Raw genomic sequence first — 18,046 nt, 5'->3', positions numbered from 1 at the left:
GGGTCGGGAGATTCGTCTCCCGCCCCGGCGGGTTCGCGTCGCCGGCCGTCCGCCACGGCCCCCGCCCGACCACGACGCCGGATGTTCACCGGCGCCGTCGGGCCCCTCGGTATCGGCATCGCCACACTGTGGTTGAGCCTGATCGTCCTGCTTCCCCTCGCGGCCCTGGCCTTCCACTCCGTCTCGGACGGTCTCGGGACGTTCGTCGATGCGATCACCGCTCCGGCCGCCCTGGCGACCCTACGGATCACCGTCGTCGTCTCGCTGGTCGTCGCGGCGATCAACGCGGTGATGGGCACGGTGATCGCCTGGGTGCTCGTCCGCGACGAGTTCCCGGGCAGGAAGTTCGTCAATGCCCTGATCGACCTGCCCTTCGCGCTACCGACGATCGTCGCGAGCATCGTGCTGCTCTCGCTGTACGGGCCGCAGAGCCCGATCGGTGTGCAGCTCAACGCGACCGAGCCGGGACTGGTGGTGGCGCTGGCGTTCGTCACGCTGCCGTTCGTGGTGCGCTCGGTGCAGCCGGTGCTCATCGAGGCCGACCGTGAGGTCGAGGAGGCCGCCGCCTCGCTCGGCGCCGGCAACTTCACGATCTTCCGCACGGTCGTGCTGCCGGTGCTCGCGCCGGCGGTCCTCGGCGGCACCGGCCTGGCATTCGCCCGCGCCATCGGCGAGTACGGCTCGATCGTGCTCATCGGCGGCAACATCCCGTACAAGACCCAGGTCGCGTCGCAGTACATCCAGCAGCAGATCGAGATCGACCGGCCGGTCAACGCCGCCGCGGTCTCCGTCGCGCTGCTGGTGATCGCCTTCGTCGTGCTGTTCGTCCTGCGCCTGGTCGCGAATCGGGGGCTGCGCCGAGAGGAGGACGACCGGTGAAACCGTCCCTCGCATCCCGACTGTCGCTGCGCTTCGTCGCGCTCGCCTACCTGTTCGTACTGTTGCTCGTCCCGATCGGGGTGATCCTCTACCGCACCTTCGAGAACGGCATCGTGGCGTTCGCCGAGTCGATCAGCACCCCGGCGGCGATCTCGGCTCTGAACCTGTCGCTGCTCATCGTCGCGATCGTCGTGCCCGTGAACGTGATCTTCGGCATCGTCGTCGCGCTGGCGCTCGTCCGCGGCAGATTCCCGGGGAGGGGACTGTTGCAGGCCGTCGTCGACCTGCCCTTCGCGGTCTCGCCGATCGTCGTGGGTGTCGCCCTGATCATGTTGTGGGGCGCCAACGGCTGGTTCGGTGCCGTCGAGGATCTCGGCTTCAAGGTGATCTTCGGCCTGCCGGGCATGGTGCTCGCGACGATCTTCGTGACGCTGCCGTTCGTCGTGCGCGAGGTCGAACCGGTGCTGCGCGAGATCGGTGAGGAGCAGGAGCAGGCCGCCGCGACCCTCGGCGCGAACACCTGGCAGACCTTCTGGCGGATCACGTTGCCGGCGATCCGCTGGGGCCTGACCTACGGCATCGTCCTCACCGTCGCGCGGGCCCTCGGCGAGTTCGGCGCCGTCATCATGGTCTCGTCCGGCTTCCCCGGCGTCTCCCAGACCCTGACGCTGCTCGTGCACGCCCGGTACATCGACGACCACAACACCTTCGGCGCCTACAGCGCCGCGACCCTGCTCATGGCCATCGCGGTGATCGTCCTGCTGCTGATGACCCTGCTCGACCGGAAGAGGACCACCGAATGATCACTGTTACCGGGGCGCGCAAGAACTACGGAGATTTCGCCGCACTCGCCGACGTCGACATCGACATCCCGTCCGGCTCGCTCACCGCCCTGCTCGGACCCTCGGGTTCGGGGAAGTCGACGCTGCTGCGTTCGATCGCCGGCCTCGAGACCCTCGACGCGGGCACCGTCCACATCGCCGGTAAGGACGTCACCGGCGTCACCCCGCAGAAGCGCGACATCGGTTTCGTCTTCCAGCACTACGCCGCGTTCAAGCACATGACCGTGCGCGAGAACGTCGCCTTCGGACTCAAGATCCGCAAGCGGCCCAAGGCCGAGATCACGAAGCGGGTCGACGACCTGCTCGATATCGTCGGGCTCGGCGGGTTCCAGCGACGCTATCCGGCGCAGTTGTCCGGTGGCCAGCGTCAGCGCATGGCGCTCGCCCGTGCTCTCGCCGTCGACCCGCAGGTGCTGCTGCTCGACGAGCCGTTCGGTGCCCTGGACGCGAAGGTGCGCGCCGACCTGCGGACCTGGCTGCGCCGCCTGCACGACGAGGTGCACGTGACCACCGTGCTCGTCACGCACGACCAGGAGGAGGCGCTCGACGTCGCCGACCGCATCGCGGTGATGAATGCCGGACGTATCGAACAGGTCGGAACGCCGGAGGAACTCTACGATCGCCCGGCGAACAGCTTCGTGATGTCGTTCCTCGGGACGGTGTCCAAGCTCAACGGCGTGCTGGTGCGGCCGCACGACATCCGGCTCGCCCGGCAACCTGCGCTCTCCGACACCTCCGGCGGCTCGGTCGGTGTCACGCGGGCGACCGTCGAGCGTGTGGTCCGGCTGGGCTTCGAGGTGCGCGTCGAACTGCGCAACGACGCGACGGGTGAGCAGTTCACGACGCAGATCACCCGCGGCGAAACCCACGACCTGGGGCTCGTCGCGGGCGACACCGTCTACGCGCACGCTCCGGCCGCGTCGGAGACCGCCCCGCTCGGTACCGCCGCACAGTAACCGAGCGGGGGACTCGAGGGTCACGCGGGTCGGCTCAGTGGGCCTCGGTTTCCGATCGGTGGTGGGCGCGGCAGATCATGACCGGACAGCAACTGTGATGGATGAGTCCCTGACTGCTCGAGCCGACCACCGCAGCGGCCAGCGGGCTCCGGCCGTGGCTGCCGACCACCACGAGCTGGGCACTCTTGGATTCCTCGAGCAGGACGATGTCGGGCTTGCCCCGCTCGACCCGGTAGGAGACCGCGACGTCGGGGAACCGTTCGGTGTGCCCGGAGGTATGCGACTTCATCTCCTCCCTCCGGTGCTCGACGTAGGCCGTCCAGTCCGTGAACCGTGACCCCTCGCCGTAGGTGAGCGTGGACTGCTCCGTCCAGGTGTGGATCGCGACGAGGGGTGCCTCGAGCGCCGCGGCGGTCGCGAACGCATGCTCGACGGCGGACTCGCTGACCTCGGTGCCGTCCACTCCGACGACGACCGGGCGCCCGTCGGGCGGTTGGAATCCGTCGCGGCTGCGCCACGTCACCACCGGGCATTCCGCGTGGTTGGCCACCGACACGACGTCGGAGCGCCGGATCATCGACTCCCACTCCGTGGTGGTCGTGTGGCCGAGGACGATCATCCGTGCCTCGCGCGACAGGTCGGTGAGCACTCGATCCGGCTTGCCCGACGGAGTGGACCGCCGGACCTCGACCCGGTCGACCGCGCCCCGAACTGCCGCTTCCGCGGCGGTCAGAACGGCTTCCTCCGACGGGTCGGTCCCGTCGCCGGAGGTGGGGGGATGAACGTGGACCAGGTCGATCGGTTCGCCGAGACGTCGGGCGACGCAGGCGGCCCACCGGGCCGCATCGAGTGCGCTGTCCGATCCGTCGATGCCGACGACGATTCCGTGACCGACATTGGCTGTGCCCATGCTGCCTCCTCGCGTCACCATCCAGTGTGGTACGGATCGCAGTCTGGGCGCCAGTCCTGCGCACCTCGGCACGCCCGGAGCACGACCTCCCGGCAGCTAGTCGCCGACGGCGTCCTTGCCGCGCTGCACGATCCTCGGGTCGGCCGGGAAGACGATCTGACGGTCCTTGTCGTCGTACTCGAACTGGTTGAGGAAGAACCGCATCGCGTTGACCCGGGCCCGCTTCTTGTCGTTGGACTTGATGGTCGTCCACGGCGCCCAGTCGGTGTCGGTGCGCCGGAACATCTCTTCCTTCGCGTCGGTGTACTGGTCCCACTTGTCGAGCGATTCGAGGTCCATCTCCGACAGCTTCCACCGCCGCACCGGATCGAGCTGGCGGATGGCGAAGCGCGTGCGCTGCTCCCTCCGGGTGACGGAGAACCAGAACTTCGTCAGGGTGATGCCGGCGTCCACGACGAGCTTCTCGAACAACGGGACGTGCTCCATGAAACGTTCGTACTCGTCGTCGCTGCAGAAACCCATGACCCGTTCGACGCCGGCTCGGTTGTACCAGGAGCGGTCGAACAGTACGAGCTCACCGGCGGTGGGGAAGTGCTGGATGTAGCGCTGCATATACCACTGGCCCTGCTCACGGTCGGACGGCTTGTTCAGCGCGACGGTCCGGGCGTGCCGGACGTTGATGTACTCCTGGAACCGCTTGATCGTGCCGCCCTTGCCGGCGGCGTCGCGACCTTCGAACACGATGATGTGCTTGGAGCCGTTGTCCTTGGCCCACGACTGGAACTTCAGCAGTTCGATCTGCAGGAGATACTTCTCGACCTCGTAGGTGGCGCGGTCCATCCGGGTGTCGTACGGATAGTTCTCCCGCCAGGTGTCGACGGCCCGGCCCTCGATGTCGATCAGATCGGGGTCCTCACCGTGGTCGTCGCGCACCGAATAGCCCTCCGTGCGGAGCCGATCGATGTAGCGCCGAAGTTCGTTCTGCACGTGAGGCCCTCCCGGATCACCGATGTCGTCGGACGACGACCGTGACTCCGTTGTAGCGGAGGAATGCAAATCGTGCGTGAACTCGGGTGGAGATCCGGAAGTGACTCAGGCCACGCCCAGTCCGCGCCGCCGGTGCACGGCCTCGGTGTAGCGCTCGGTGATCACCCGCGCGACGGCATCGTGCCGGGTGAGGGTCTGCGCGACCCGCACGTGCCCGAGGCTGTCGGCCTCGGCGCAGGCACGGTCCCACAGCAGCCCGGGGGCGAGGATCCACGGTGTCAGCACGACGGTGCGGGCACCGCGGGAGGTGAGGTCGGCGAGGGTCGTCCCCACGGACGGACCGGTCGTGGCGAAGCACGTCGCGGCCTGCGTCCACGCCGTGCCGACGAGAATGCGGGGCACGACCAGCCCGGTCGCCCGGTTCGCTTCGGGGCGTCGCGATCCCACCGCGCACACTGCGATACCGACGGACGGATCGTCGGCTGACACCCCCGTGGCCGTGATGAGATCGCGAGCCGCGTCGACGAGGAGATCGTCGTCGCCGAGGATCGGCGAGCACAGCACCTCGAGCAGCGGATGACGTTGCTGCGCTTCGTGCAACAGGGCCGGCAGATCGACCCGCGCGTGGAAGGCGCTGCCGAGCAGCAGCGGCACCACCGCGACCTGCCGGTGCCCGTCCGCGGCGAGCGCGTCGAGAGCCTGACCGACCGACGGGGTGTTCAGGTCGAGGAACGCGAGTCGCACGTCCAGACCGGGGTTCTCGGCCCGGACGGTGTCGAGCGCGGCAGCCACGGCCTGCGCCGAACGCGGGTCGCGACTGCCGTGCGCGACGGCGACGAGCGGCATCATGCCGGGACGCGGTCCCCGAGCTCGATGTCGGCGAGTCCGTCGCCCACGAGACCCGCGGCGAGGGTGTTGCCCCCGGCCGGATCGATCAGCAGGAAGCTGCCGCTGCGGCGGTTGATGCGGTAGTCGTCCGCGGCGATCGGCTCGGCCACACGCACCGTGATGCGCGCGATCTCGTTGAGCTCGATGCTCTCCGGGCTCGGGACGGAGGAGAGATCCTGCTCGTCGAACCGCTCGTCGATCGTCCCGACGATGGCCTGCGTGATGCGGGTGCCGTGCTTGAGCAGCAACCGGGCGCCCGGGCGCAACGGCTTCTCGGCGAGCCAGCACACGGTGGCCTCGAACTCCGACAGCGGCTCGGGTGCCGCCTCCGGGGTGGCGATGATGTCGCCGCGGGAGACGTCGACGTCGTCGGCGAGCACGAGGGTCACCGACCGGCCGGCGTGCGCGACATCGAATGCGCCGTCGGCACTGTCGATGCGCTCGACGGTGGTGCGGACACCGGACGGCAGCACGACGACCTCGTCACCGGGGCGCACGGACCCTGCCGCGACCTGACCGGCGTAGCCGCGGTAGTCGGGGAACTCGGCGGTGCGGGGACGGATCACGTACTGCACCGGGAAGCGCAGACCGGTCTCGTGCCGGCCGTGCACATCGGCGTCGACGGGAACCGACTCGAGGTGCTCGATGAGCGTCGGGCCGTCGTAGTAGGGGGTGCTCTCGCTGCGCACGGCCACGTTGTCGCCGTGCAGCGCGGAGACCGGGATCTCCTGCACGTCCTCGGGTGCCCAGCCGAGCGAACTCGTCAGTTCCCCGAACTCGGCGGAGATCTGCGCGAACACCGAGGCCGGATCCTCGACGAGGTCGATCTTGTTGACCGCGAGGACGAGCTTCGGCACACCGAGCAGGGCCAGCACGGCGGCGTGCTTGCGGGTCTGCGAGACGACACCCTTGCGCGCGTCGACGAGCAGGACGACGAGCTGCGCGGTGGACGCACCCGACACCGTGTTGCGGGTGTACTGGACGTGACCCGGGGTGTCCGCGAGGACGAAGCTGCGCTTCGGCGTCGCGAAGTAGCGGTACGCCACGTCGATGGTGATGCCCTGCTCACGCTCGGCGCGAAGGCCGTCGACGAGCAGCGAGAGGTCGGGGGTGTCGAGGCCGCGGTCGACCGACGCGCGGGTGACGGCGTCGATCTGGTCGGCGAGTACGGACTTGGTGTCGTAGAGCAGTCGTCCCACCAGGGTGGACTTGCCGTCGTCGACCGAACCGGCGGTGGCGAGGCGCAGCAGCTGCGTGTCGCTCTGCACGCTCTGCTCGTGAAGGTCGCTCATGATCAGAAATAGCCCTCTCGCTTGCGGTCTTCCATCGCCGCTTCGGAAACCCGGTCGTCGCCGCGGGTGGCGCCGCGCTCGGTCAGTCGTGATGCCGCGACCTCGGCGAGGATCTCCTCGTTCGTGGAGGCCTCGGACAGGATCGCGCCGGTGGTCGATCCGTCGCCGACGGTGCGGTAGCGCACCGAACGCGTCTCGGGCTCTTCGCCCTCGGCCGGACCGCCCCAGACACCCGGGGTCATCCACATGCCGTCGCGGCGGTAGACGGGGCGCTCGTGCGCGTAGTAGATGCTCGCCAGTTCGACGTTCTCGCGGGCAATGTAGCGCCAGATGTCGAGCTCGGTGAAGTTGCTCAGCGGGAAGACACGCACGTGCTCCCCGGGTGCGTGCCGCCCGTTGTACAGATTCCACAACTCCGGACGCTGACGCTTCGGATCCCACTGGCCGAATGCGTTGCGCAGCGAGAAGATCCGCTCCTTGGCGCGCGAACGCTCCTCGTCGCGGCGGCCGCCACCGAAGACGGCGTCGAACCGGTTCTCCGAGATCGCGTCGAGCAGCGGCACGGTCTGCAGCGGGTTGCGGATGCCGTCGGGACGCTCGGTGAGCCGGCCGTCGGCGAGGTAGTCCTCGACACTCGCGACGTGCAGTCGGAGGTTGTACTTTTCGACGACGTGGTCGCGGAACTCGAGGACCTCGGGGAGGTTGTGGCCGGTGTCGACGTGCAACAGCGCGAAGGGCAGCGGCGCGGGCCAGAACGCTTTGATGGCGAGGTGCAGCAGGACGGTGGAGTCCTTGCCTCCCGAGAACAGGATGACGGGGCGTTCGAACTCGCCCGCGACCTCGCGGAAGACGTGGATCGCTTCCGACTCGAGGGCGTCGAGGGTGTCGAACCGGTTGCCGTCCAGCAGCGTCCGGGTCTCGGTGGGATTCGTATCGGTGAGTGTCATGAGGCGTGCAACCCGCATTCGGTCTTGGCTCGGCCGGCCCAGCGCCCGCTGCGCGGATCGGCTCCGGGAAGTGGTTTGGTGGTGCACGGGGCGCACCCGATGGACGGGTAGCCCTCGTCGACGAGCGGATTGACGAGGATCCCGTGTTCGTCGATGTAGTTCTGCATGTCCTCGTCGGACCATGCCGCGATCGGATTGATCTTCACCAGTCCGAACGCGTCGTCGAACGAGATGAGCGGTGAGTTCGCGCGGGTGGGCGCCTCGACACGGCGGATTCCGGTCACCCAGGCGCGGTAGCCCTTCAGGCTCTCCTTCAGCGGCACCACCTTGCGCAGGCGGCAGCACTCGTTCGGGTCGCGGGCGAACAGATCCTTGCCGAGCAGGGCGTCCTGCTCCGCGACGGACTGCTGCGCCCGGGCGTTGACGATGTTCACGCCGTACACCTGCTCCACCGCATCGCGCGTGCCGAGCGTCTCGGCGAAGTGGTAGCCGGTGTCGAGGAACAGCACGTCCACGCCGGGGCGCTGCTGCGCGGCCAGATGGACCAGGACACCGTCCTGCATGTTGGACGCGACGATGTACCCGCTACGTCCACCGTCGGTGGTGGGGGTACCGAAGGTCTCGTCCGTCCACCGCAGGAGTTCCTGCGCCGACGCACCTTCGAGTTCTGCCGCCCCCTGCGCGGCAATACTCCGGAGCTCGTCGATGTTCGTATCGATCGTCATCGCGTCCCTTCCCGATCCGTCTTCGTGTCGACCGCTGCAGCAGTGCCCGTCATCGCAGGTCTGCCTCCTCGGCGCGGACGACCCATTCGCCGAAGCGCTCGCCGGGCGTGCGCTCCTTGACGAAGGTGCGCACCACCCGCTCGATGTAGTCGCCGAGCTCGGCACTGGTGACCTTGTGCTGGCGCAGCTTGCGTCCGAACTTCGCGTCGAAGCCCAGCGCACCGCCGAGGTGCACCTGGAAACCTTCGACCTGGTTGCCCTCACCGTCGTCGACGAGTTGACCCTTGAAGCCGATGTCGGCGATCTGGGAGCGCGCACACGAGTTCGGGCAGCCGTTGATGTTGATCGTCACCGGGACGTCGAGCTGCGCGTTGATGTCGGCGAGACGCTCCTCGAGCTCGGGCACGAGGGCTTGCGAACGCTTGCGCGTCTCGACGAAGGACAGCTTGCAGAACTCGATTCCCGTGCACGCCATGAGATTCTTGCGCCACGGCGACGGCGAGGCCGGCAGACCCAGCGCCTCGAGCTCGGTGACGAGCTGCTCGACCTTGTCGTCGGCCACGTCGAGCACGATCAGCTTCTGGTATGGGGTGAACCGGATCCGGTCGGAACCCGCACGTTCGGCGGCGTCGGCGACCTTCGACAGGATCGTGCCCGAGACACGACCGGCGATCGGCGCGACACCCACGGCGTTGAGGCCGTTGCGTAGCTTCTGGATACCGACGTGATCGATGGGACGCTCCGGTGCGGCCGGGGCCGGGCCGTCGATGAGCGGACGCTTCAGGTACTCGGTCTCGAGCACCTCGCGGAACTTCTCGATGCCCCAGTCCTTGATGAGGAACTTCAGGCGTGCCTTGGACCGCAGCCGCCGGTAGCCGTAGTCGCGGAAGATCGCGACGACGCCTTCCCACACATCGGCGACCTCCTCGAGCGGCACCCAGGCGCCGACCCGCTGCGCGAGCATCGGGTTGGTGGACAGGCCGCCGCCGACCCACAGGTCGAAGCCGGGGCCGTGCTCGGGATGCTCGACGCCGATGAAGGCGACGTCGTTGATCTCGTGCACGACGTCCTGCTGGCCGGAGATCGCGGTCTTGAACTTGCGCGGCAGGTTCGAGTACTCGGGGTTGCCGATGTAGCGGCGCACGATCTCGTCGATCGCGGGGGTGCCGTCGATGATCTCGTCGAGGGACTCACCGGCGAGCGGCGAACCGAGCACGACGCGAGGGCAGTCGCCGCACGCCTCGGTGGTCTTCAGGCCGACCGATTCGAGACGACGCCAGATCTCGGGGACGTTCTCGACCTCGATCCAGTGGTACTGGACGTTCTCGCGGTCGGACAGGTCGGCGGTGTCGCGACCGAACTCGGTGGAGATACCGGCGATCGTCCGCAGCTGCGCGAGATTCAGGGCGCCGGCGTCGCAGCGCACCCGCATCATGAAGTACTTCGCCTCGAGCAGGTCGATGTTCTCGTCACCGGTGTAGGTGCCGTCGTAGCCCTGCTCGCGCTGGGTGTACAGACCCCACCAGCGGAAGCGGCCGCGCAGATCGCTCTTGTCGATTCCGTCGAAACCGGTTTGCGCATAGATGTTCTCGATACGCTTGCGGACGTTGAGCGGGTTGTCGTCCTTCTTCGTCTGCTCGTTGGCGTTGAGCGGCTCCCGGTAGCCGAGGGCCCACTGGCCTTCGGCGCGACGCTTGGCGGGACGCGCGCGGCGGGCGGGAGTGGCCGACTCGTCGGCGGGCGTGACGTCGGTGATCGACGACATACAGGGTCTCCTGATACTCGCTGGAACCGGATCGACGAGCGCAGGAGGGAGCTGACCTCGTGCACGCATGCTTCGACCCGGCGGGATCTGGGATGTGCCGGGGAGTGCCGACTAGAGACAGTCGGCGCAGAGACAAGCGGCGCAAGGCAGACAACAGGATGCGCAGACGCGCTTGAAGTCGACGTGGCGTCGCGCCACGAGTCGCACTCCGTGTCCTGTCATGCGGACCATTGTGCCATGTCACCGGGGCGATTCCGAATTGCGGGCGGTATTTCCACCCGATTTTCGGGAAATGTCGAGGTAGGGGCGTCGCGCGCGGAGCCGCCCTTCAGGTCTCTGGAACACTGGAGGGCGTGAACAGCACTGAGATCGGTCGACGCACCGGCACGGAAATCGGTATCGCGGGTCGTCCGGCCGGTCTCGAACTTCCCGCTTCGGCACTCGCAGGAGTGGGGACGCGACCGTTCGGTGTGTACGTGCACGTGCCCTTCTGCGCGACCCGCTGCGGCTACTGCGACTTCAACACCTACACGGCCGGGGAACTCGGCAGCGCGGCGTCGCCGCAGTCCTGGCTGGAGGGTCTGCGCCGCGAACTCGACGCCGGTGCCCGGCTGCTGTCCGAATCCGGACGACGGACTCCCGCTGCCGAGACGGTCTTCGTCGGCGGCGGAACACCCTCGCTGCTCGGCGCGGACGGTCTCGCGCAGGTGCTCGACGCGATCCGCGACTCGTTCGGGCTCGCTCCCGGCGCCGAGGTGACCACCGAATCGAACCCGGAGTCGACCTCCACGGAGTTCTTCTCGTCGATCCGCGAGGCCGGATACACCCGCGTGTCGCTCGGCATGCAGTCCGCGGCGCCCCACGTGCTGGCGGTCCTCGACCGCACCCACACACCCGGGCGTCCCGTCGCGGCGGCGAAGGAAGCGCGCGCGGCCGGTTTCGGCCACATCAACCTCGATCTGATCTACGGTACTCCCGGCGAGCGCGACGCCGACCTCGACGCCTCCCTCGACGCCGTGCTCGAAGCGGGGGTCGACCACGTCTCGGCGTACGCGCTCATCGTCGAGGACGGCACCGCCCTCGCTCGCCGTGTCCGTCGCGGCGAGCTGCCGGCTCCGGACGACGACGTGCTCGCATCGCGGTACGAGCGGGTCGACGCGCGACTCGCCGACGCCGGGATGACCTGGTACGAGGTGTCCAACTGGGCGAAGGCCGATGATCCGTCGGCGCGCTGCGCCCACAACCTCGGTTACTGGGACGGCGGCGACTGGTGGGGCGCCGGGCCGGGCGCGCACAGCCACGTCGGTGGCGTGCGCTGGTGGAACGTCAAGCATCCCGCCCGTTACGCGTCGACCCTCGCCGACGGAGTCCTGCCCGTCGGGGGCAGCGAACACCTCACGGCCGAGGACCGGCACACCGAACTCGTCATGCTCACCGTCCGGCTGCGCACGGGCCTGCCGTTGTCGGAGCTCGACGACGGTGAGCGCGAGGCAGCAGAGACGGTGGTCGCCGACGGGCTCGCCGTGGAGCGCGACGATCAGCTCGTGCTGACCGACCGGGGCCGGCTGCTCGCCGACGCGGTGGTCCGCACCATCCTGCTCGGCGCGGACGACTGACCGTCCGGTCGCGTCATGCTGCTCCGACCGACCGGTCGCGTCATGCTGCTCCGATGCGCTCCGAGTCGTAGACCGACAGCCGCCCACGGTTCTCGACCACCGACACCTAGTACTTATCCGACTCGGTCCGGCCGTCGACGGTGACGAACGTGAGGGTGACGATCACACTCGACACATCGCGGGGCTCCACGGTATCCACCCCTGATCGGGCTATGCGGGCGACGGGCCCCGAACCTCGGCGCCCGGGTCGGGCACGCCACCGGGAATCAGCACGTCGTACTCGAAGACACGCACGTGCAGCACCGTCCGGTTCCGCAGCGCAGACTGCACGGCACGGTGGAGTCCGTCCTCGAGGTACAGCACGCCCTGCCACTGGACGGCGTGTGGGAACAGATCGCCGTAGAACGTCGAGTCCTCCGACAACAGCCGGTCGAGTTCGAGCACCTTCGTCGTCGTGACGATCTCGTCGAGGCGCACCTGGCGGGGCGGAATCCTCGACCAGTCGCGCAGAGACAGTCCGTGATCGGGATACGGCTTGCCGTCCCGGACGCCCTTGAAGATCATGTGAACACATTACGGGGGACGCGCCGAAGGCGTCGCTTCCGGTTCGGGGTGGTATCGCACACGTGCCCGACACCTTCGAGGTCGTCGCGCGATTAGACTGACAGGGTACGGCCCCGAGAGGTGCAGTCCTGCAGGCGGCGGAAACGGAGGTGGCGGGTTGTCGAGTACCGAGGAGCGGAGATTCACGGTCTTGCGCGCCATCGTGGCGGATTACGTGTCCACCAAGGAGCCGATCGGCTCCAAGACTCTCGTCGACCGGCACAATCTCGGAGTGTCCAGCGCCACGGTCCGCAACGACATGGCTGTGCTCGAAGCAGAGGGATACATCACACAGACCCACACGAGCTCGGGACGCGTGCCCACCGACAAGGGCTACCGCCAGTTCGTCGACAGGATCGCGGAGGTCAAACCGCTCTCGTCGGCCGAGCGCCGCGCAATCCTGCAGTTCCTCGAATCGGGCGTCGACCTCGACGACGTGCTGCGCCGCGCGGTGCGGTTGCTCGCGCAGCTCACCCGCCAGGTCGCGGTCGTGCAGTACCCGACGCTCTCCGCGTCGTCCGTGCGACATCTCGAGGTGGTCGGGCTGACACCGGCGCGGCTGCTGCTCGTGCTCATCACCGACTCGGGCCGCGTCGATCAGCGCATCGTCGAACTCGGCGACGTGATCGACGAGGACGGCCTGTCGCGGTTGCGTGAGCTGCTCGGCGGGGCATTGACCGGCAAGCGGCTCGCCGCGGCCTCCGTCGCAGTGACCGAGCTCGCCGACAACGCACCGGACGATCTGCGCGACGCGCTCATCCGGTGCACCACCGTGTTGGTGGAGACCCTCGTCGAGCACCCCGAGGAGCGTCTCGTGCTCGGCGGCACCGCCAATCTCACCCGCAACGCCGCCGACTTCGACGGCCACGGCATGCTTCCGGGCTCGTTGCGTACGGTCCTCGAAGCCCTCGAGGAGCAGGTCGTGGTGCTCAAACTGCTCGCGTCCAGCCAGGACGCAGGCCGGGTCACCGTCCGCATCGGTGAGGAGACCCAGTTCGAGGAGATGCGCACCACCTCGGTCGTGTCCACCGGCTACGGGGCCGCGGGTACGGTCTTCGGTGGTCTGGGAGTGCTCGGCCCCACCCGGATGGACTATCCGGGAACCATCGCATCGGTCGCCACCGTTGCGAGATATATCGGTGAGGTGCTCGGCGAACGCTGAGCACCGTCCATTTTTGCTCTGTAGAACGACGTAAGGACGAGAACCAAACGTGGCACGGGACTACTACGGGACGCTCGGCGTGTCCAAGAACGCGACCGACCAGGAGATCAAACGGGCGTACCGCAAGTTGGCGCGCGAGCACCACCCGGATGTGAACCCCGACGAGTCGGCGCAGAAGCGTTTCCAGGAGATCTCGGCCGCCTACGAGGTGCTGTCGGATCCCGAGAAGCGACGCATCGTCGACCTCGGCGGCGACCCGCTCGAACCCGGTGGCGGCGGTGCGGGCGGCTTCGGCGGCGCCGGCTTCGGTGGCGGCCTCGGTGATGTCTTCGAGGCGTTCTTCGGTGGTGGGGCCGGCGGTTCCCGCGGTCCGCGCGGCCGCGTCCAGCCCGGCGCCGACTCGCTGCTCCGCACCCGCCTGACCCTCGAGGAATGCGCTCGCGGCGTCACCAAGACGGTCACGGTCGACACCGCGATCCTGTGCGACGCGTGCACCGGTTCCGGCACCCACGGCGATTCGAAGCCCGTGCGCTGCGAGACCTGCGGTGGCGCCGGTGAGGTTCAGTCCGTCCAGCGTTCCTTCCTCGGCCAGGTCATGACGTCCCGCCCGTGCCCCACCTGCCGCGGTGTCGGCGAGACGATCCCGGATCCCTGCCGCAAGTGCGGTGGTGACGGCCGCGTGCGCGCCCGCCGCGAGGTCACCGTCAAGGTGCCCGCCGGCGTCGGCAACGGGATGCGCATCCGCCTCGCGGCCCAGGGCGAGGTCGGCCCCGGCGGCGGTCCTGCCGGCGATCTCTACGTCGAGGTGCTCGAACAGCAGCACGAGGTTTTCGTGCGCGACGGCGACGACCTGCACTGCACCATCCGCGTGCCCATGGTCGACGCTGCGCTCGGCACCAAGGTGACGATCGAGACCATCCTCGACGGCCCCACCGAGATCACCATCGATCCCGGCACCCAGCCCGGTTCGGTCTCGGTGCTGCGCGGCCACGGCATGCCGAAGCTGCGCTCGGGTACGCGCGGCGACCTGCACGCGCATCTCGAGGTCGTGGTGCCGAGCAAGCTCGATCACAAGCAGACGAAGCTGCTCGAGGACCTGCGCCGGCACAGCGACCGGGAGCATGTCGAGGTCGTGACCACGGGTTCGCAGAACACCGGCGGCCTGTTCTCGCGCCTGCGCGACGCGTTCAGCGCCCGTTAGGTCGCTCGGGTGGCCGCGACACTGTTCTACCTCGACCCGCTGCCCGACGAGGGGCGGACGGCCGTGCTCGACGGCAAGGAGGGCCGGCACGCCGCGACGGTGCGCCGTATCGCGGTAGGCGAGCGGCTCGTGTTGTCCGACGGCGCCGGTGAGGTCGCCGACGTCGAGGTCACGGCGGTCGCGAAGGACCGGCTCGAAGCGCTCGTGCTCGGTCGTCGCGTTGTCGACCCGCCGCGTCCGAGCGTGACCGTCGTGCAGGCGCTGCCGAAGTCCGACCGGTCCGAACTCGCCGTCGAACTGGCCACCGAGGCCGGCGCCGACGAGTTCGTACCGTGGCAGTCGGTGCGCTGTGTCGCCCGGTGGGATGCCAAGGCGGACAAGGGTGTTGCCAAGTGGCAGGCGGTCGCGACGTCCGCGGCGAAGCAGTCGCGGCGCGCGCACGTGCCGACGGTGGCCGGGTTGCACCGCACACCCGAGGTCGTCGCACGGGTCCGCTCGGCCGTCGAGCGCGGCGACGTCGTCGCGGTGCTCCACGAATCCGCCACGATCCCCTTCGCCGATCTGCCCGTGCGCGACGTCGATTCGCTGACGCTGATCGTCGGTCCCGAAGGCGGACTCGACGACGCGGAGGTCGAGGCCCTCGTCGACGCGGGCGCGGTGGCCGTCGGTCTCGGCCCCACGGTGCTGCGCACCTCGACCGCCGCGGCCGTCGCACTCGGCGCGATCGGTGTGTTGACCGACCGGTGGCGTACCAGGCCCCTGCACTAGGGATCGCTTGCGGGTCCCGATTCTCTGTGCTGCGGGATCGCTTGCGGGTCCCGACCATACGTATCGAAGGAATTTCCTCTCTTGGCTCGTACGAAGATCGCCTACGGCACCCACTCGCAGCAGTTCGGGCACGTCTTCCTACCCGACCCCGCGACGGTGACGGGGCCCGTTCCCGCCGTCATGGTCGTTCACGGCGGTTCGTGGCACGGCCGCTACCAGCTCACCCTCGGTACGGCGCTGTCCGTGGAACTCGCGCGTCGCGGTGTGGTGGCGTGGAACGTCGAGTACCGCCGTCTCGAGGCCGGTGGCGCGTGGGACGAGATGTCCGCCGATGTGGTCGCGGCGTACGAGACGATCTTCACCGAGGTCGTTCCGCACGCGCAGCGCGGCGGTGTCGAGGTCGATCTCGACCGTGTGCGGCTCGTCGGTCACTCTGCGGGAGGCCAGCTGGCGGTGTGGCTCGCGGGTGAGAGCACGTCGGTGCGACCGGAATTCGTGGTTTCGCAGGCGGGTGCGCTCGACCTCGTCACCGCCGGGGAGCGCGGTCGTCGCGTGGAGGCGTTCGAGGCGCTCTTCGGTGCGTCCTACGCGGAGGCACCCGAGTGTTATCGGTCGGCCTCGCCGACGCACCGGCCGCCGATCGGTGTGCCGGTCGCGGTGCTGCACGGCACCGCCGACGAGCAGGTGTCGGTGAGTGTCGCGCACCGTTACGTCGACGCGGCCGACGCGGCAGGAGATCCGGTGTCGCTGGAACTGTTCGACGGTGAGGATCACGTCGCCTTCCTGGACCGGAGCACCCGGGCCTGGGCGCGATCGCTCGACCTGCTCACCGTCCGGTCAGTGGCCGATCTCGGCCTCGCTGCCGGTGCGGGTGTGGAGTCCGCGGGGGAGTAGCGCGGTGACCGCCGCGGCGCCGATGAGCAGGACGATGCCGGCGACGAGGCTCGCGGACGAGATCGCCTCGGCGAACGCTGCGGACGACGCGTCGAGCAGCGGTTGTGCGTACGACGCCGCGAATGGGTTCGCCGCGAGTTCCTCCGCGACGATCGCCGCACCGCCCACCGAATCGCCGGCCGCCTCGATCGCCATCGCGGCCTGATCGGCCATCGGACCTGTCAGGTCCGCCAACGGCAATCCGTCGAGGAACCCGGAGATCTCGCGGTGATAGGTGGTCGCGAGGATCGAGCCGAGCACGGCGATGCCCAGCGACCCGCCGAATTCCACTGCGGTGTCGTTCAACCCGCCCGCCGCTCCGAGGTCCGAGTCGGGGAAGCCGCCCATGATCAGGTCGGTGGACGGGGATGTGGCCAGGCCGATGCCCAATCCGAGCAGCAACAACGAGATCAGAAAGGGCGTGAAGCCGGAGGCGCCGGCCGTGACGGTCAAGGTGAGGATGCCTGCCGCAGCGGCGACCATGCCCGTGCCCACGAGGACCCGCGCACCGAGTCGGGGCGCGAGCCGGCCGCTCAGCGCCGCGCCGAGCGAGACCGTCACCGCGAGGGGAAGCAGACGCAGACCGGTCTCGAGCGGGCCGTAACCGAGCACGAACTGGAACTGCTGCGCGACGAAGTAGATGGCGCCGAAGGCGACGAGGAAGAGCAGTAACACCGACACGCACGCACCGCCGACGGTCCGGTCCGCGACCCGACGCACGTCCAGCAACGGCCGGGGGTGGCGAAGTTCCCACACCACGAAGAGCACCGCGGCGATCACCGAGCCGATCGAGGTGGCGATCACCCCGGTGCCCCAACCGAAGTGGAACCCCTCGATGATCGCGTAGACGATTCCGCCGAGAGCAGCGACCGACAGGGCGCCGCCGACCCAGTCGGTGCGGGTGAGATCGTCCGCCTTCGAGGCCGGCACGAGGATCAGGGCCGCGATCGCGGCGAATGCCGCGATCGGCACGTTGATGAGGAAGGTCGAACCCCACGAGTTCGATTCGAGGAGCCATCCGGCGAGCAGGGGACCGAGCGCAATGGCGAGTCCGGACGTGGCGGCCCAGGCTGCGATCGCGCGGGCACGCTCGTGCACGGGGAACATCGCGACGAGCAGCGACAGTGTCGCAGGCATGATCACGGCGGCGCCCACCCCCATGACGATGCGCGCGACGATCACGTCGCCGGCGCTGTCGGCGAACGATCCGTAGACCGCGCCGGCGGCAAAGACGACCAGGCCCGCCAGCAACGCGCGACGTCGTCCGTATCGATCGCCGAGCACGCCGAACAGCAGCATCAGTGCGGCATAGGGGACGGTGTAGCCGTCGATGATCCACTGCATGTCGGCGCTGGTGAGCTGCAGTTCGCGCAGCATGCCGGGTGCGGCGACGATGAGCGAGGTGTTGGCCATCACGACGATGAGCAGGCTCAGGCACAGCACCGCCAGTCCGGCCCAGCGCAGCCGGTAGGGTTCCTTCGCTGCGGTCCCTCCTGCGAGGGTCACGGCAGTGGGCATGGGCTCTCCTCGGGTGCGACACGGGCCGGGACCTGAGCCCCGATCTACACGGTG

17 protein-coding genes are annotated in these 18,046 nt (G+C 68.8%); 8 read left to right on the top strand and 9 right to left on the bottom strand.

Annotated elements, in window-relative coordinates:
- Positions 1 to 81: 81 nt before the first annotated feature.
- Genes cysT through K3M35_RS07665 form a run of 3 tightly spaced genes read left to right on the top strand, consistent with a single transcriptional unit; the run spans position 82 to position 2,677 of the window.
- Entirely contained in the window at positions 82 to 879 is a 798-nt protein-coding gene (cysT, locus tag K3M35_RS07675; RefSeq protein WP_220666267.1) for a sulfate ABC transporter permease subunit CysT, read from the top strand.
- The gene (cysW, locus tag K3M35_RS07670; RefSeq protein ID WP_019288355.1) at positions 876 to 1,682 is read left to right on the top strand and encodes a sulfate ABC transporter permease subunit CysW; all 807 of its coding nucleotides are present in this window, start codon (positions 876 to 878) and stop codon (positions 1,680 to 1,682) included. The genes cysT and cysW overlap by 4 nt, the downstream gene beginning before the upstream one ends.
- Positions 1,679 to 2,677 carry a sulfate/molybdate ABC transporter ATP-binding protein gene (locus K3M35_RS07665; RefSeq protein WP_033097758.1) on the top strand — a complete coding sequence of 333 codons (999 nt, stop codon included), beginning with the start codon at positions 1,679 to 1,681 and terminating at the stop codon, positions 2,675 to 2,677. Before cysW ends, K3M35_RS07665 begins: the two co-directional genes overlap by 4 nt.
- Positions 2,678 to 2,711: 34 nt before the next feature.
- Here the strand turns inward: K3M35_RS07665 and K3M35_RS07660 are convergent, their stop codons facing one another.
- The 7 genes from K3M35_RS07660 to K3M35_RS07630 all read right to left on the bottom strand — a co-directional run bounded on the left by K3M35_RS07660 (position 2,712) and on the right by K3M35_RS07630 (position 10,191).
- A complete protein-coding gene (locus K3M35_RS07660) occupies positions 2,712 to 3,587 on the bottom strand; it encodes a universal stress protein (RefSeq protein ID WP_019288353.1) in 876 nt (291 codons plus the stop codon).
- Between the two features lie 96 nt (positions 3,588 to 3,683).
- Positions 3,684 to 4,574, bottom strand: coding sequence for a polyphosphate kinase 2 (ppk2, locus tag K3M35_RS07655; protein ID WP_006554492.1), 891 nt, complete (start codon positions 4,572 to 4,574; stop codon positions 3,684 to 3,686).
- 105 nt (positions 4,575 to 4,679) lie between these two features.
- A complete protein-coding gene (locus K3M35_RS07650) occupies positions 4,680 to 5,423 on the bottom strand; it encodes a sirohydrochlorin chelatase (protein WP_220666225.1) in 744 nt (247 codons plus the stop codon).
- Positions 5,420 to 6,754, bottom strand: coding sequence for a sulfate adenylyltransferase subunit 1 (locus K3M35_RS07645; protein ID WP_006554490.1), 1,335 nt, complete (start codon positions 6,752 to 6,754; stop codon positions 5,420 to 5,422). Before K3M35_RS07645 ends, K3M35_RS07650 begins: the two co-directional genes overlap by 4 nt.
- A gap of 2 nt (positions 6,755 to 6,756) precedes the next feature.
- Complete coding sequence (cysD, locus tag K3M35_RS07640; RefSeq protein ID WP_006554489.1) at positions 6,757 to 7,701, bottom strand: sulfate adenylyltransferase subunit CysD; 945 nt, start codon at positions 7,699 to 7,701, stop codon at positions 6,757 to 6,759.
- Positions 7,698 to 8,426 carry a phosphoadenylyl-sulfate reductase gene (locus K3M35_RS07635; RefSeq protein WP_006554488.1) on the bottom strand — a complete coding sequence of 243 codons (729 nt, stop codon included), beginning with the start codon at positions 8,424 to 8,426 and terminating at the stop codon, positions 7,698 to 7,700. The genes cysD and K3M35_RS07635 overlap by 4 nt, the downstream gene beginning before the upstream one ends.
- 49 nt (positions 8,427 to 8,475) lie before the next feature.
- Positions 8,476 to 10,191, bottom strand: a complete 1,716-nt coding sequence (locus K3M35_RS07630; RefSeq protein ID WP_019288351.1) for a nitrite/sulfite reductase — start codon at positions 10,189 to 10,191, stop codon at positions 8,476 to 8,478.
- Between the two features lie 392 nt (positions 10,192 to 10,583).
- On the opposite strand from K3M35_RS07630, the gene hemW reads away from it, so the two are divergent.
- Positions 10,584 to 11,807 carry a radical SAM family heme chaperone HemW gene (gene hemW, locus K3M35_RS07625; RefSeq protein ID WP_208635833.1) on the top strand — a complete coding sequence of 408 codons (1,224 nt, stop codon included), beginning with the start codon at positions 10,584 to 10,586 and terminating at the stop codon, positions 11,805 to 11,807.
- Positions 11,808 to 12,017: 210 nt separating this feature from the next.
- On the opposite strand, the gene K3M35_RS07620 is transcribed toward hemW, so the two are convergent.
- Positions 12,018 to 12,371 (bottom strand): type II toxin-antitoxin system VapB family antitoxin, encoded by a 354-nt coding sequence (locus tag K3M35_RS07620; RefSeq protein WP_006554485.1) that lies wholly within the window; start codon positions 12,369 to 12,371, stop codon positions 12,018 to 12,020.
- Between the two features lie 157 nt (positions 12,372 to 12,528).
- Here K3M35_RS07620 and hrcA point away from each other — a divergent pair, with 157 nt between their 5' ends.
- The 4 genes from hrcA to K3M35_RS07600 all read left to right on the top strand — a co-directional run bounded on the left by hrcA (position 12,529) and on the right by K3M35_RS07600 (position 16,435).
- Positions 12,529 to 13,572: a heat-inducible transcriptional repressor HrcA gene (hrcA, locus tag K3M35_RS07615; RefSeq protein ID WP_006554484.1), complete on the top strand. Its 1,044-nt coding sequence runs from the start codon at positions 12,529 to 12,531 to the stop codon at positions 13,570 to 13,572.
- A gap of 49 nt (positions 13,573 to 13,621) precedes the next feature.
- Positions 13,622 to 14,773: a molecular chaperone DnaJ gene (gene dnaJ, locus K3M35_RS07610; RefSeq protein ID WP_006554483.1), complete on the top strand. Its 1,152-nt coding sequence runs from the start codon at positions 13,622 to 13,624 to the stop codon at positions 14,771 to 14,773.
- A gap of 9 nt (positions 14,774 to 14,782) precedes the next feature.
- Positions 14,783 to 15,541: a 16S rRNA (uracil(1498)-N(3))-methyltransferase gene (locus tag K3M35_RS07605; RefSeq protein WP_033097762.1), complete on the top strand. Its 759-nt coding sequence runs from the start codon at positions 14,783 to 14,785 to the stop codon at positions 15,539 to 15,541.
- An 81-nt stretch (positions 15,542 to 15,622) separates the two neighbouring features.
- Positions 15,623 to 16,435, top strand: a complete 813-nt coding sequence (locus tag K3M35_RS07600; RefSeq protein WP_220666224.1) for a S9 family peptidase — start codon at positions 15,623 to 15,625, stop codon at positions 16,433 to 16,435.
- Here K3M35_RS07600 and K3M35_RS07595 read toward each other — a convergent pair.
- Positions 16,379 to 17,992: an MFS transporter gene (locus K3M35_RS07595; RefSeq protein ID WP_019288345.1), complete on the bottom strand. Its 1,614-nt coding sequence runs from the start codon at positions 17,990 to 17,992 to the stop codon at positions 16,379 to 16,381. The genes K3M35_RS07600 and K3M35_RS07595 overlap by 57 nt on opposite strands.
- Between the last annotated feature and the right edge of the window lie 54 nt (positions 17,993 to 18,046).

Source organism: Rhodococcus sp. DMU2021, assembly GCF_019641445.1.
Taxonomy (GTDB): domain Bacteria; phylum Actinomycetota; class Actinomycetes; order Mycobacteriales; family Mycobacteriaceae; genus Rhodococcus; species Rhodococcus pyridinivorans.
The sequence above is the reverse complement of the archived record's forward strand: the minus strand, read 5'-3'. Positions and strand labels throughout refer to the sequence as shown.

Bases quoted from the DNA above. Each gene is read 5' to 3' on its own strand.
- cysT (WP_220666267.1), top strand. From the start codon at position 82: ATGTTCACCGGCGCCGTCGGGCCCCTCGGTATCGGCATCGCCACACTG.
- K3M35_RS07665 (WP_033097758.1), top strand. From the start codon at position 1,679: ATGATCACTGTTACCGGGGCGCGCAAGAACTACGGAGATTTCGCCGCA.
- K3M35_RS07660 (WP_019288353.1), bottom strand. From the start codon at position 3,587: ATGGGCACAGCCAATGTCGGTCACGGAATCGTCGTCGGCATCGACGGA.
- K3M35_RS07650 (WP_220666225.1), bottom strand. From the start codon at position 5,423: ATGATGCCGCTCGTCGCCGTCGCGCACGGCAGTCGCGACCCGCGTTCG.
- K3M35_RS07645 (WP_006554490.1), bottom strand. From the start codon at position 6,754: ATGAGCGACCTTCACGAGCAGAGCGTGCAGAGCGACACGCAGCTGCTG.
- cysD (WP_006554489.1), bottom strand. From the start codon at position 7,701: ATGACACTCACCGATACGAATCCCACCGAGACCCGGACGCTGCTGGAC.
- K3M35_RS07635 (WP_006554488.1), bottom strand. From the start codon at position 8,426: ATGACGATCGATACGAACATCGACGAGCTCCGGAGTATTGCCGCGCAG.
- K3M35_RS07630 (WP_019288351.1), bottom strand. From the start codon at position 10,191: ATGTCGTCGATCACCGACGTCACGCCCGCCGACGAGTCGGCCACTCCC.
- K3M35_RS07620 (WP_006554485.1), bottom strand. From the start codon at position 12,371: ATGATCTTCAAGGGCGTCCGGGACGGCAAGCCGTATCCCGATCACGGA.
- K3M35_RS07595 (WP_019288345.1), bottom strand. From the start codon at position 17,992: ATGCCCACTGCCGTGACCCTCGCAGGAGGGACCGCAGCGAAGGAACCC.